This is a genomic window from Zhongshania sp., assembly GCF_029212375.1.
Lineage (GTDB): Bacteria > Pseudomonadota > Gammaproteobacteria > Pseudomonadales > Spongiibacteraceae > Spongiibacter.
The window spans coordinates 162,376-176,360 of the sequence record NZ_JARGNU010000002.1 but is presented as its reverse complement, the minus strand read 5'-3'; the positions used below and the strand labels follow the sequence as shown (position 1 = coordinate 176,360).

The following is a 13,985-nucleotide window of genomic DNA, read 5'->3' as shown; positions in this document are numbered from 1 at the left end:
ATACTACTACACTCATCTTCGCAGCTCTCCTTAGGCGTACGGGAACTCTACCCCGTTAGCGCCTTCCTCCCTATTGGCGGTTAAGCGCAGTACTGTCTTAATCGCCCGAAAATACTCTATTAAATAAACTTATGCCGCTGAGTTTTGTAAAGACTCGGGCTTAATTTTTGCGTGCACTGCTTTTTGTTGGGTGAGGGTTTCTTATGCCTATTGAAAATGAATTGATTATTTCTGAGTCAGACTACGAAAAATTGTCGCGACTTGTTTATGTTAGTCGGTCCGACGCCACCGCGGCACTTGACAGAGAATTATCGAGAGCCGAGGTTTGGCCCGACGCACAAATGCCTTTCGACATAGTTTCACTTTACAGTGAAACACATTTCAACGACGTACAAACGGGCAGCCAACGCATTGTTACCATTGTGATGCCATGGGAATCTAGTGTTACCGAGATGCGTATATCTATCCTTTCGCCAGTCGGAATAGCGCTTATCGGCGCCCGAGTGGGCGCGGTAATTGAATGGCCGCTTTTACGCGGTGAATCAACAACGTTAATAATTGAAAAGGTATTGCCCACCACAAAGGAGTTATCCAATGCGTAACTTGGCTTTTTGGAATAATGCAGTTGAACTTATAGATAAATTGGCCAGTATCGATACCGGCAAAAGCGAACTAAGTATTGACGACGTATTAACTACCTTTAATGAGAGTTATCGGGGCTCATTTGATCCTAGCGACGACTTTGAGGAGTATATATTGGTAACACTAGTCGACAGAGTTAGCCGAATACTACCCTCACCGCACCCAGACAATAAGTAAAAAATACTTATCAAAAAACTTTCTATTAGCGTTATAAAATGCGCCAGCGCAAATCCCGCTGGCCAATCTATTAAGAGACTGAATCCAGCAGGCACCGATTACTACAGCTTAACATGGGGCTTTCAGCGCTTTAGCGGCCAAGCCCCACCGCCAATTTCCTGACTTTTAAAAAACATAGCCCACAGACAAGGTGTAAACAAAGGGATCGATATCGACATTTACGTCGACTTTGTCGCCGTTGTTGAGATCGATAGCGGCATCGGTTTCAATATCGATTTTACGCACCGAGGCATTCACCAACCACTGATTATTAATTTTGTAATCAACACCTACCTGAACGGCAAATCCAAACGAATTATCTAAATCCATTTTGTTGGCACCGAGTGCTGACTTTAATGTAGCGCTTGGCTTTTCATCAAAAAATGCGGTGTAATTTATGCCGGCGCCTAAATAGGGCATAAGTGCTGAATGGGTGTCAAAGTAATACACTGCGCTCAGTGTTGGCGGCAATTGTTTTGTCTCACCAATATCAAGACCGGCTAAGTCTCCAGACCCACTAATTTTATGCTTAAAGGGTGTTGCTGCAAGCAATTCGATACCCAATTGTTTAGACAGCATGTACTGAATATTTAAACCCAACTGTTCATTGGTATCGACACTCACCCCACTCTGGGTTCCTAACGCCGCGCCATTGTCACCATTAACGCTAACCACCGAGCTTGACTCATCTGGCGCTACTTGCGTAACACCCGCTCGCACAATCCAATCGCCAGCTTCATATGCAAATACAGAACAGGACAAACCAACTCCCACAACCAAACACGCAGACGCGCCTATTTTTTTCATAGCAACTCTCCCCAAACAGAATTAAATTAATATTTTTCAACGCCACTATTAAACACCGAAGCATTATTTAAAAAATTGATCCATGACAATTAGAATTTAATTGCTGCATGAAATGGCGTTATTAACGAGACAAGGCCAGAGGAGTTATACTTTCTTACATACGAAATGACGGGACGTATAAAGACAATTTAAATTGCTTTTACAAACAAAAGATCACATATAAAAATGTAAAAAAGCCACTCCAAATATTGAAGCAATTGACCAAGCACAGGGAATTCAAAATTTCTATTTTGCACGCAACAACCGAGCTTAGCTGGCGCAAGCTCGGTTGCTGTTATTCCAAATACTTCAAACTGTGTCTCGCGCTCTTAAGGCCATGGCATTAAGGTCTAAGGTCTCGGAAGCAATTTTGAGCACGGCATCGCAACCCGCTGGCGATTTTAAGTTTTTCGGGTTGTACCATGGCATGCATGCACTGGCGACGCGAGGAATGATAAACCCGAGCATACTAGCGTATGAGCGCGTTTTACGAAGCCGCCCCGCCATGCCACCGGCTACTCTGCCGGCTTTTATATCTTCGCTAAGCATATATTCACTTAGTGAAATGGCGAACCGAGCAAGGTGTGTTCCGGCGCGGGCAATTCCAGCGATGCGCGCCCAATATGCGCCATACAACGCTTCAACCGCATTAAATGCAACGCAGCGATGTTCAAATTCTTCAGACAAATGCCAGCGCCACAAAGACAAAGTAACCAAGTCAACATCTTGCTCAGTGAGCCGCTTATTTGCTTGCACTAAAAAATAAGCCGCTAAAATTGGCCCCACAGTTTCAAAGCCTTCGGAGTAGAGCAAGGCGTCTTTGGCATCGCGCGATGCATCCATGCGTTTGTAATCATCACGCAAGCGCTCTATATGTTCGTCTAGCTTTGGGTACCGGCCGCTGTCGCGAACCACCTCATTAAATTTCATATGGGCTTTGGTGTGATTTGCCTCTTGGCGACAAAACATTTCACAGTCATTTTTTAAATCAGCTCGCGATTCAGGAAGTTCGCGCTTGGCTTGCGATACGGCACGTATCATATAACCTTCCAGCAAAGGAAGGCCTAAGCTAACGGCGTTCCAAAATTGCGCCAACTCTGGATCATTGGGAATCCAGTCAATTTTTGCGGTAGAAAAGTCACCTTCGATTTTGCGTACGATCATATTCATGTTATTGCCCACCTAGTTATTTTCGATGGGTCAATAATTACCACTATTGACCTTAAGATCAATATAGATTGTTTTGAATGTCGCGCTTACTTGATGTAAATCAAAAATAGTGGGCTACTGATACAAATTTAGGGGTATTGAGCTTGCCGTGCAATTAATTGCGAACCGCTAATTTAGCTAATTGTTATTTAGAACTGATATGCCAGCGCAACAGTAGCGCTGGCATAGAGTGAGAAGGCTTAAGGAGCCTTCACCTGGGCTTGGGCTTGCAAGCTAGCCGCAACGCGACAGGCGCGCACCGGCGCCTAAGTAACGCTAAGTAGCGTTGCGGCCTTTTTAATCTGCCGCCTCCAAATGCTTACTGATTCGCAGTGCCAACAAGGTACAGAGCGCGCCGGAGATCAAATACAAACTCACTGCCATCAGCCCAAAATGCACTGATAGACCAAGGGCAATTAGCGGCGCGAACGCGGCGCCAAACAGCCATGCAAAATCTGAGGTCAGTGCCGCCCCAGCGTAGCGGAAGCGACGCTCAAAATTAGCGGTTAAGGTGCCCGAGGCTTGTCCGTAAGAAACACCGAGTAACGCAAAGCCCACCAATATGAAGGTGTCTTGCATTGCTGGTGAACCGCTCATGAGCATTGGTGTAAACAGGGCAAAGATCGCAATCAGCACCGCCATTAACGACACTGTGGTGCGTTTACCAATGCGGTCGGCAATCACCCCAGAGGCGACGGTTGCAAAGATGCCAATACAGGCGCCGAACACCTGCACAATTAGCACATTGCCAATTAATTGCGACTCACCCAAGGAGATCCACGACAGCGGAAAGATGGTAACAATATGAAACAAGGCGTAGCTGGCGAGTGCCGCGAAGGCACCCAGAAAAATATTGGGGCCTTGCTTCTCTAGCATTTCACTGGTGCTAATCGGTTCCAGCTCACTCTCTTCTAAGGCGGCGGTGTACTCTTCGGTGAGCACTAGGCGCAGGCGCGCAAACAGCGCAACCACATTAATTGCAAAGGCCACAAAGAAGGGATAACGCCATGCCCATGCTTGGAAATCTTCGGCGCTGACGCTGCTAATTAAATAGAAAAACAGCAAGTTGGCAATCAAAAAGCCGATAGGTGCGCCAAGCTGGCCGATCATGGCGTACCAGCTGCGCTTGGCCGGCGGCGCATTGAGCACCAGCAGCGACGGCAGGCCGTCCCACGAGCCGCCAAGGGCAAAGCCTTGCAGAATACGAAACATGGCAAGCAGGAGTATTGAGGCACCACCAAGGCTGTTATAACCTGGCAAAAACGCAATGCCGGCGGTGGCGGTGCCCAACAAAAATAAGGAGCTACTCAGCTTTACACTACGCCCCCAGCGGCGCTGAATATTCATAAACAGCGCGGTGCCAAAAGGCCTTGCGACAAACGCCATAGAGAAAATAGCAAAGCCGTATAACATACCTTCTAAGGTACTGGCGAAGGGGAAAAACACGCTCGGAAACACCAATACGCAGGCCATGCCAAACACAAAAAAGTCAAAATGTTCTGAGGCGCGGCCAATAACCACGCCGATGGCAATTTCGCCTGGGGCGACTGGTGAATGCCCCGCTGGCGTTTGCATATCGGCGGCGAGAGAAGAGTGTGTTGTACTGGCCATGGTGCGGCGCTCATCCGTAGGTTTTATGAATTATTGAAAGACTACTCCGATTACCCCACGCCAGCCATAGGACAAATTGTCCAATTCTTTCCCACCCGCAATTCGCTTAAAGTCTGCGCCCTCTCATTAACATCTGGACTTGCGAGTGGCGATGTCAATTCCCAAAACTCTGCGCACTATATTTGTTTCCGCTATCGGAATGGCCCTGCTGTCTGGCTGCGACACCGTGGTTATGTCGCCGTCTGGCGATATTGCGGCGCAACAGGCCAAGCTGATTGTGTGGGCGACGATTCTTATGTTGATCGTCGTGGTTCCGGTTATTGTGCTGACCTTGTTATTTGCATGGCGCTATCGCGCATCCAATAAAGAGGCCACCTACACCCCCGACTGGGATCACTCCACTAATCTGGAACTAATCATTTGGGCTGCGCCACTGGCCATTATTATCGCCTTGGGCGCGCTAACTTGGGTGAGCACTCACCAGCTGGACCCCTACCGCCCCCTCGATCGCATAGAAGAGGGTCGCCCCGTGCCCGAGGGTGTTGAGCCACTGATTATTGAAGTGGTCGCGATGGACTGGAAATGGCTGTTCTTTTATCCCGAGCAAGGTATTGCGGTGGTCAACCAATTGGCGGCCCCACTGGATCGGCCAATAAAGTTCAAGATCACCGCCACTACCATGATGAACTCTTTTTATATTCCGGCGCTGGCAGGGCAGATCTATGCTATGGGCGGTATGGAAACCCAGCTACACGCGGTTATTAATCAAGCGGGTAGCTACGACGGCTTCTCTGCCAATTACTCTGGCGCGGGCTTTAACGGCATGCGTTTTAAATTTTTGGGCTTATCCGAGGCTAAGTTTGACGAGTGGGTGAGCAAGGCCAAAACCGATGGCGAAGTGCTCAGCCGCAAGGTGTACACCGAGCTAGCTGAGCCCAGCGAGTACAACCCCGTGCAGTACTACCGCGAAGTGGCGCCGGATCTTTACGACGCTATTCTCAACCGCTGCGTAGCGCCAGGCACCCTGTGCATGAAAGACATGATGAAGCACCACGGCAGCCATGGAGCCGGTGCACACGCAGCGGAAACCAAGCGCGTCAGCCCAGCTGTAAATCACAACACAGATGATGAGGGTCACCATGCCCACTAGCTACCTTTGTGCAATTACCGTGGTCGCGAAGCGTCCGTCCCATTCACTTATAGCGCGTCAGGGCGCCGGTAACTCTCATGTCTGATTTCAGTACCCTTATATTTGGCCGGCTAACACTCGACGCCATTCCCTACCACGAGCCAATTCTGCTCATTACCTTTGCCGTTATGGCGAGTGCGGTTATAGCCTTACTAGTGGTGCTCACCCGCTACAAAGTGTGGGGCTATTTGTGGAGTGAATGGTTTACCAGCATCGATCACAAGCGTATCGGTGTGATGTATATGATTCTGGGTTTGGTCATGCTGCTGCGCGGCTTTGCCGACGCCATTATGATGCGGATACAGCAGGCAATTGCCTTTGGCGATTCCGCAGGTTATTTGCCGCCAGAACACTACGACCAAATCTTTACCGCCCACGGCGTGATTATGATTTTCTTTGTGGCCATGCCCTTTGTGGTTGGCCTTATGAACTACATTGTGCCCCTGCAAATTGGCGCGCGAGACGTTGCGTTTCCGTTTTTGAATAACCTCAGCTTCTGGATGACCAGTGCCGGTGCGGCGCTAATTATGGTGTCACTGTTTATTGGTGAGTTCGCCAAATCCGGCTGGCTGGCCTACCCGCCATTAACGGGAATACTGCAAAGCCCTGGAGTCGGGGTGGATTACTATATTTGGTCGCTGCAGATTGCCGGGGTCGGCACCCTGCTATCCGGTATCAACTTTGTGGTCACCATTGTCAAAATGCGCGCGCCCGGCATGAATATGATGAAAATGCCGATTTTTACCTGGACCGCGCTGTGTACTAACATCTTGATTGTGGCGGCCTTCCCTGTATTAACGGCGGTAATGACCTTGCTGTCCTTAGACCGCTACTTGGGCATGAATTTCTTCACCAACGACCTTGGCGGCAACGCCATGATGTACGTAAACTTAATTTGGATCTGGGGTCACCCAGAGGTTTACATACTGATTCTGCCGATCTTTGGCGTGTTCTCAGAGATCGTCTCTACCTACAGTGGTAAGCGCCTATTCGGTTACTCGTCCATGGTCTACGCGACCTTGGTCATCACCATTCTGTCTTACCTCGTGTGGCTGCACCATTTCTTTACCATGGGATCTGGCGCAACGGTGAATAGCTTCTTTGGTATCACCACCATGATAATTTCGATTCCCACCGGCGCGAAAATCTTTAACTGGTTGTTCACCATGTACCGTGGTCGCATTCAGTTTGAAGTGCCCATGCTGTGGACCATCGGCTTTATGATCACCTTCGTGATTGGCGGCATGACTGGCGTGTTACTGGCTGTACCACCTGCTGACTTTGTGCTGCACAACAGCCTGTTTTTGATTGCTCACTTCCACAACGTCATTATCGGTGGCGTGGTGTTCGGCACCTTTGCCGCGATTACCTTCTGGTATCCCAAGGTCACCGGTTACAAGCTCGAACCCTTCTGGGGCAAGGTCTCGTTCTGGTGCTGGTTTATTGGTTTCTACCTCGCCTTTATGCCGCTGTACATGTTGGGCTTTATGGGCGTCACCCGCCGTATGAGCCACTTCGACGATCCATCGTTGCAGATCTGGTTCCAAGTTGCCTTGGGTGGCGCGGTGTTAATTGGCGCGGGCATTATCAGTTTCTTGATTCAGCTCTATGTGAGCTACAAACGCCGCGACTCGCTGCGCGACGAGACTGGCGACCCGTGGAATGGCCGCACCCTAGAGTGGTCGACCTCGTCACCTCCACCAAAATACAACTTTGCGTTTACCCCGCGGGTTTACGACCAGGACGCGTGGTGGCATATGAAGAGCAATGGCTTTAAACACGCAACGGCGGGGTTTATGGCAATTCACATGCCCAAAAACACCGCCGCTGGCATGGTAATCTCGGGCCTTAGCGCCGCCTTTGGCTTTGCCATGATCTGGCATATGTGGTTAATCGGTGGCCTGACATTTGTGGCCTTGATCGCTGCAATTATTATTCACACCTTTAATTACAAGCGCGACTACTACATCCCAGCTGAAGAGGTTGAGCAAGTCGAATCCAAACGAACTGAGGTGCTTGCCTAAGATGTCTCATTCCACTGTTTCGCCCGCCGCTCAGGCGGGTCAATTCGACTTCCTCGTTAAGGGGGAGCATCACGTCGCCAACGGCACCTTGCTGGGCTTCTGGCTGTATTTGATGAGCGATTGCCTCATCTTTGCCGCACTGTTTGCCACCTACGGCGTGTTAAGCCAAAACTACGCAGGCGGGCCATCGGGCGCAGATTTATTTGATCTGCCGCTGGTTGCCTTAAACACCAGTTTTCTGTTGTTTTCGTCGATCACCTACGGCTTTGCCATGCTGCAAATGCAGCAGCGTAAACTTAAAGGCACCATGATTTGGCTGGCCATTACCGGTGTATTCGGCGCGGGCTTTCTGGGCTTAGAACTCTATGAGTTCTATCACCTTTTACACCAAGGTGCCGGCCCCCAGCGCAGTGCGTTCTTGTCGGCCTTTTTCACCCTTGTCGGCACCCACGGCTTGCACGTGTGCATTGGGATTATCTGGTTAGTCACCCTGCTATTCCAACTCCGCAAGCACGGCCTGACCACCGCAAACCGTCGCCGGTTATTTTGCCTGTCGATGTTTTGGCACTTTCTGGACGTGGTCTGGATTGGCGTATTCACTATTGTTTATTTGATGGGGTCACTGTCATGAGCGAGCTTTCACACAACCACGACGAGCATCACGCAGACCATCACCAAGAAGAAGGCCCACACAGCAGTTTCAGCGGTTATATGCTGGGTTTTATGGCCTCGGTGTTCCTCACCGCCATTCCCTTCTGGTTAGTAATGGGCGACGTATTCAGCTCACGCAATACCACCGTGCTGATCATTCTCGCCTTTGCTCTTGTGCAAATTCTGGTGCATATGGTTTATTTTCTGCACATGAATTTTCAGTCTGAAGGTGGCTGGACAATGCTGTCGCTCATTTTCACCGTGGTATTACTGTTCATTACCCTGTCTGGTTCGCTGTGGGTGATGTACCACATGAACGTAAATATGATGCCCTCAATGATGTCGGGCGGCAGCTAAACCGTGACCATCCGCCGCACAGTCAAATTATCGCTAATTAGCCTGTGCGGCCTACTTCTCTTTACAGCCTTTATTGCCCTTGGCAATTGGCAGTTAGAACGTCGCCTGTGGAAACTAGACTTAATCGAAAAAGTCGAAACCCGCGTTCACGCTCCCGCTGAACCTGCGCCAAGTAGCAGCGACTGGCCATCGGTTAACAAAGACGATGACGAATACCGCCATGTTGTTTTAGACGGCCAATTCCTAGCAAACAAAGACACCCTGGTGGTTGCCGCCACCGAGCTTGGCAGCGGCTATTGGGTACTCACTCCGTTTCGGCGCGGCGATGGCAGTATTGTGTTGGTCAATCGCGGTTATATCGGCCAAGGCCTTACACCATCAGCGCCAGCTACCGGCAACACATCTATAGCCGGCCTAATCCGCCTAAGCGAGCCCAAGGGCAGTGTGCTGCGTGAAAACAGCCCAACTAGCGGCCGCTGGTATTCACGGGATATAAAGGCCATTGCCAACAATCTCGGTATCAGCGCCGCGCCTTATTTTGTAGACGCCGATGCTACCCCCCCTCAAATACCAAACGAGCAAACTCCGGTCGGCGGCCTTACCGTTATTAGCTTCAACAACAGCCATTTGGTGTACGCAATTACCTGGTACGGCCTCGCCTTTTCCGTGCTGCTCGCTGGCTTTATTGTGTTTCGGGAAAGTCGCCGTAAAGACTGACCGCGGCTGCGCGCTCAGCCCGTCATGCGTATACTGGCTTGCGCGCTTAAAATAGGCTTGGGGAGAAATACAATAATGACCGACACCAGAGCGCTGGCCGCGGTAAACCAGCTGCTAAGACAAACCGAATCCGACGATACCGACACGCTTGGCAAACATATGCGCCAGTTGGTGCAGTTGCGCTGGATGGCGGTGCTCGGCCAATTACTCACTATTCTCGTTACCCATTACGGCTTTGGTGTTGAACTGCCCTTGCAGCTTATGTTGAGCGTGCTCGGCGGGCTTATCGCCTTTAATGCTTTTAACGAGCTGAGCCTGCGACTGCGTCGCCGAGTGCGCACCGCCGAGCTATTTATGGGCCTGCTAGTCGACATGGGCACCCTCACTTTTCAACTGTTTCTTAGCGGTGGCGCGACCAACCCCTTTGTATTTCTCTATTTATTACAGGTTGGCCTCGCGGCAGTACTTCTAGCGCAAACCTACGCATGGGTACTATTGGGCTTCGCCACAATGTGCTTTCTTTGGCTGGCCGAAGCGGGCCACCCCCTCGACCTACCCCAAGATTATCACCTTGGTATACGCAGCTATTACGTAGATGGCATGCTAATTTGCCTAGTGCTTAATGCCGCGCTATTGGTGGTTTTTATCAATCGTATCAACCGCACTCACCGCGAGCACGATGCCCGCCTTGCCGAATTGCGCCAGCGCGCCGCCGAGGAAGAACACATCTTGCGCATGGGCTTGCTCGCCTCAGGAGCGGCCCACGAACTGGGCACCCCGCTGGCGACCATCGCGGTAATTCTCGGTGATTGGCGGCATATGCCCACCCTCAGTGCAGACCCAGACCTTTGCGAAGAGATCACCGAAATGCAAACGCAGGTGCAACGCTGTAAAACCATCGTTAGCGGCATTCTCATGTCGGCGGGTGAAACCCGCGGCGAGTCCTCTGGCGAAACCAGTGTGTGTGAGTTTTTCGACGAGCTACTTAACGAGTGGCAGAGCACCCGCAAAGTTCGCGAGTTCAGCTTTGACAATCAATTTGGCGAAGACCTAGATATCGCCTCCGACACAGTACTAAAGCAGACCATCTGCAATCTGCTCGACAACGCGCTAGAAGCCTCACCAGAGTGGGTCGGCCTCGACGTCTCCCGCCAAGACGACACGCTTGTAATACGGGTTGTCGATCATGGCCCTGGCTTTGCCAAAGAAGTATTCGACCGCCTCGGCCAGCCCTATCAATCAACAAAAGGGCGGCCAGGCAGCGGTCTGGGATTATTCCTTGTATTCAATGTGGCGCGAATATTAGGGGGCCAAGTGCGCGCCCGTAACCGGCAAGAAGGCGGCGCTGAAATCAGCCTGCGCCTGCCACTAGACGCACTCCGGCTCAAGGAGGTTTAAGGACATGACCAACGATTCAAACGACGCTGAAGCCAAGATCGAAACAACCACTGACGACAGCGCACCAACACTGTTACTGATTGAAGACGATGCCGCCTTTGCGCGTACCTTGAGTCGCTCCTTTGAGCGACGCGGCTACGCGGTGATCAGCACCAGCAGCCTCGACGGCGCCCTCACACTGCTAGAGAGCCACTCCCCTGGTTACGCGGTGGTCGACCTCAAATTAGATGGCGAAGCCTCTGGCCTGGCCTGCGTACAGGCCCTGCACAAACACGATCCTGATATGCTGATCGTGGTGCTCACCGGTTACGCGAGTATTGCCACCGCAGTAGAGGCGGTAAAACTCGGCGCTTGTCACTATCTTGCCAAGCCTTCGAATACCGACGATATCGAAGCGGCATTTAATAGCGCCGAAGGCAATGTAGAAGTTGAAATTCGCGGTCGCGCCACCTCCATAAAAACCCTAGAGTGGGAGCGTATTCACGAAACCTTGGCCGAGACCGGATTTAATATTTCAGAAACCGCTAGGCGGCTTGGCATGCACCGGCGAACCCTAGCCCGCAAGCTCGCCAAGCAACAAGTGAAGTAACGCGGCCTACTCAAGGCCGCCAAGACACAAATATTTAATTTCGACATAATCGTCGATACCGTATTTTGAACCCTCGCGGCCACTGCCAGATTCTTTCACGCCGCCAAAGGGCGCCATTTCATTTGAAATCAGCCCTTCGTTAATCCCGACAATCCCGTATTCCAAGGCTTCACCAAAGCGCCAAATGCGCGCGTGGTCTTGGGTATAAAAATACGCCGCCAAGCCAAACTCGGTATCGTTAGCCATCTCGATGGCTTCTTCCTCGGTATCAAACGCAAACAGCGGCGCCACGGGGCCAAAGATTTCTTCTTTAAAAACTCGCATCTCTCGTGTTGCACCGGTCAGTACTGTGGGCTCGTAAAAGCAGTCGCCCAGCGAAGAAGCTCGACCACCGGCTAAGGCTGTCGCGCCTTTGGCCAGCGCATCGTCCACCAGCGCAGTCACATCCCGCGCCGCCTTGCTATTCACCAGCGGCCCCATGGTTGTTTCCGCAGCGGCGCCATCACCTAACTGGAATTTGCGTACTTCTGCGGCGAGCTTTTCGGCAAACTCATCGTAAATACCGCGCTGTACCAATATGCGATTGGTACACACGCAGGTTTGCCCCGCATTGCGGTATTTTGAGGCCATCGCACCGGCAATAGCGGCGTCGATATCGGCATCGTCAAACACAATAAACGGCGCGTTGCCGCCCAGCTCCATCGAGGTTTTTTTCACGGTGGCCGCGCATTGCTGCAACAGGGTTTTACCCACTGGGGTCGATCCGGTAAAGGTCAGCTTGCGCACCAGCGGATTGCTGGTCATTTCACCGCCAATGGCGCTGGCAGAACTACCACACACCACATTAAACACCCCAGCGGGAATACCCGCCTCCTCGCCCAGCACGGCCATCGCCAAAGCCGACAGTGGCGTTTCTTTGGCCGGTTTACACACAAAGGCGCAGCCCGCCGCTAAAGCCGGTGCCACCTTGCGGGCAATCATTGCATTAGGGAAATTCCAAGGGGTAATCGACGCCACCACGCCCACCGCTTGCTTAATAACGAGGATGCGTTTATCCGCCGACGGCGGCGCAATAATGTCGCCGTAAATACGTTTAGCTTCTTCGGCAAACCATTCAATATAATTGGCGCCGTAGGCAATTTCACCAGCGGCCTCAGCTAGGGTTTTACCCTGCTCCGCCGTTAAAATAGCCGCTAAATCCTGTTGATTGGCCATAATTAAGTTAAACCACTGCCGCAAAATATTAGCGCGTTCTTTGGCGGTTTTACGGGCCCATAATTTTTGCGCCTGCTCTGCGGCGGCAATCGCCCGGCGAGTTTCATCAACGCCGAGATCAGCAATACTGGCAATAAGCGCACCATTAGCAGGGTTTATTACCGCTAGTGTTTTGCCATTGTCGGCATCAAACCACTGGCCGTTGATATAAGCCTGCGAGCGCAGCAAATCTGGGCGCTTTAGCTGCAAGTTAGTTGCGGGCGTAATTTCCATAAAGTCACCTGTAAATAAAGAGTTCGAAGCCTCTGCAGCGCATTTGTTCCATTTTTTATTTATGTATAAAGGATGAGCCAAGGCTGCCGAAGTACAGCTTTTATGAGGCTGTCAGCTCACTCAAAAACCACACTTTTGCGACTACCATAAAGCTGATGCAAGGTGACGCGACTGGCGCAGTCCTGACTTTTGCGAATATGGTTAGTCATTTCATCGACGGCCACAGCGAGATCCCGCGACAATAACAACTGACAAATGCGGTAGTGTTCTTCATAAGTGTCAATAATGCTTTGTGCATCGGGAAACCCCAACCGTCGCACCGAGCGAATTTGGCTGTTGATATCGCGAATATAGTGCTGCAGAACCGCGTTTTTAGAAATCTGCGCCAAGTCTTGGTGAAAGTTTTCTTCTGCTTCTTTTATGGCATCGTTAACAGTAATACCAAAATGTAGCTTTTCCGGGTGCCAAAGTTCGGCGACGGCTTTAAGCTCGGAGTGGTCGCTAAGCTTGGCAATTTCGGCCAACACCATGGTCTCGATACTCACCCGCACATCGTAATATTGACTGATTTGGAGCAGGTCAATATTGCGAATAAAGCAACCCTGCTTGGCGCGAATCGATAAAAACCCCTCGCTCTCCAAACGCTGTAGTGCGGCGCGAATCGGGGTGCGGCTAACTTGAAAATAATCGGCCAACTGGGTTTCAGTTACCCGTGAACCTGGGGCGATTTTTAGCGCAATAATCATCTCCCGCAACTGCTCGTAAACCAGCTGGGCATTCGGCTTTACTTGGGTATTGGCTTTAACGCTCATTGGCTATGGTTTACGGCTATGGTTGATGAAAGTGGACAGTGAAAACAGCCCTAAGTCTTTAGTATTCGCCCAGCCTTTGCAAGTCGTAGAAATTTTGTACACATCGGCTTCATTTCAGTGCACAAGCAATCAACATGCACGTAGTTGGCGCTAACCGCGGCAGGCATTACATTTGTTCAACCCCGCCTACCCCTAAGATCTTCTTCTTAACTATCTGATTTAATTATAAATCATAG

At 50.9% G+C, this 13,985-nt stretch carries 14 protein-coding genes; 9 read left to right on the top strand and 5 right to left on the bottom strand.

Features of this window, described 5'->3' with window-relative positions; genetic code table 11:
* The first annotated feature begins 203 nt into the window (after positions 1 to 203).
* Together P1U47_RS02875 and P1U47_RS02870 are read left to right on the top strand one after the other, a co-directional pair.
* On the top strand, positions 204 to 602 hold the full coding sequence (locus P1U47_RS02875; protein WP_301027046.1) for a GreA/GreB family elongation factor: 399 nt from the start codon (positions 204 to 206) through the stop codon (positions 600 to 602).
* Complete coding sequence (locus P1U47_RS02870; protein ID WP_301027045.1) at positions 595 to 819, top strand: hypothetical protein; 225 nt, start codon at positions 595 to 597, stop codon at positions 817 to 819. Before P1U47_RS02875 ends, P1U47_RS02870 begins: the two co-directional genes overlap by 8 nt.
* Before the next feature lie 165 nt (positions 820 to 984).
* On the opposite strand, the gene P1U47_RS02865 is transcribed toward P1U47_RS02870, so the two are convergent.
* The 3 genes from P1U47_RS02865 to P1U47_RS02855 form a co-directional block, all read right to left on the bottom strand.
* Positions 985 to 1,665 (bottom strand): OmpW family outer membrane protein, encoded by a 681-nt coding sequence (locus P1U47_RS02865; protein WP_301027043.1) that lies wholly within the window; start codon positions 1,663 to 1,665, stop codon positions 985 to 987.
* A 348-nt stretch (positions 1,666 to 2,013) separates the two neighbouring features.
* Positions 2,014 to 2,874, bottom strand: coding sequence for a metal-dependent hydrolase (locus P1U47_RS02860; protein WP_301027042.1), 861 nt, complete (start codon positions 2,872 to 2,874; stop codon positions 2,014 to 2,016).
* Positions 2,875 to 3,210: 336 nt separating this feature from the next.
* Positions 3,211 to 4,524 carry an MFS transporter gene (locus tag P1U47_RS02855; protein ID WP_301027041.1) on the bottom strand — a complete coding sequence of 438 codons (1,314 nt, stop codon included), beginning with the start codon at positions 4,522 to 4,524 and terminating at the stop codon, positions 3,211 to 3,213.
* A 151-nt stretch (positions 4,525 to 4,675) separates the two neighbouring features.
* Between P1U47_RS02855 and cyoA the strand changes: the two genes are divergently transcribed.
* The 7 genes from cyoA (at position 4,676) to P1U47_RS02820 (ending at position 11,449) form a co-directional block, all read left to right on the top strand.
* A complete protein-coding gene (gene cyoA, locus P1U47_RS02850; RefSeq protein ID WP_301027040.1) occupies positions 4,676 to 5,674 on the top strand; it encodes a ubiquinol oxidase subunit II in 999 nt (332 codons plus the stop codon).
* A 77-nt stretch (positions 5,675 to 5,751) separates the two neighbouring features.
* Positions 5,752 to 7,737: a cytochrome o ubiquinol oxidase subunit I gene (gene cyoB, locus P1U47_RS02845; RefSeq protein ID WP_301027039.1), complete on the top strand. Its 1,986-nt coding sequence runs from the start codon at positions 5,752 to 5,754 to the stop codon at positions 7,735 to 7,737.
* 1 nt (position 7,738) lies between these two features.
* The gene (gene cyoC, locus P1U47_RS02840; RefSeq protein WP_301027038.1) at positions 7,739 to 8,368 is read left to right on the top strand and encodes a cytochrome o ubiquinol oxidase subunit III; all 630 of its coding nucleotides are present in this window, start codon (positions 7,739 to 7,741) and stop codon (positions 8,366 to 8,368) included.
* Positions 8,365 to 8,745, top strand: coding sequence for a cytochrome o ubiquinol oxidase subunit IV (gene cyoD / locus P1U47_RS02835; RefSeq protein WP_301027037.1), 381 nt, complete (start codon positions 8,365 to 8,367; stop codon positions 8,743 to 8,745). Before cyoC ends, cyoD begins: the two co-directional genes overlap by 4 nt.
* A 3-nt stretch (positions 8,746 to 8,748) precedes the next feature.
* Positions 8,749 to 9,462 (top strand): SURF1 family protein, encoded by a 714-nt coding sequence (locus P1U47_RS02830; RefSeq protein ID WP_301027036.1) that lies wholly within the window; start codon positions 8,749 to 8,751, stop codon positions 9,460 to 9,462.
* 75 nt (positions 9,463 to 9,537) lie between these two features.
* The gene (locus P1U47_RS02825) at positions 9,538 to 10,860 is read left to right on the top strand and encodes an ATP-binding protein (RefSeq protein WP_301027035.1); all 1,323 of its coding nucleotides are present in this window, start codon (positions 9,538 to 9,540) and stop codon (positions 10,858 to 10,860) included.
* Between the two features lie 4 nt (positions 10,861 to 10,864).
* The gene (locus P1U47_RS02820) at positions 10,865 to 11,449 is read left to right on the top strand and encodes a response regulator transcription factor (RefSeq protein ID WP_301027034.1); all 585 of its coding nucleotides are present in this window, start codon (positions 10,865 to 10,867) and stop codon (positions 11,447 to 11,449) included.
* 6 nt (positions 11,450 to 11,455) lie between these two features.
* Here P1U47_RS02820 and P1U47_RS02815 read toward each other — a convergent pair whose 3' ends face one another.
* Together P1U47_RS02815 and P1U47_RS02810 are read right to left on the bottom strand one after the other, a co-directional pair.
* Positions 11,456 to 12,937 (bottom strand): NAD-dependent succinate-semialdehyde dehydrogenase, encoded by a 1,482-nt coding sequence (locus tag P1U47_RS02815; RefSeq protein ID WP_301027033.1) that lies wholly within the window; start codon positions 12,935 to 12,937, stop codon positions 11,456 to 11,458.
* A 116-nt stretch (positions 12,938 to 13,053) separates the two neighbouring features.
* Positions 13,054 to 13,749, bottom strand: a complete 696-nt coding sequence (locus P1U47_RS02810; RefSeq protein WP_301027032.1) for a GntR family transcriptional regulator — start codon at positions 13,747 to 13,749, stop codon at positions 13,054 to 13,056.
* Positions 13,750 to 13,985: the final 236 nt, after the last annotated feature.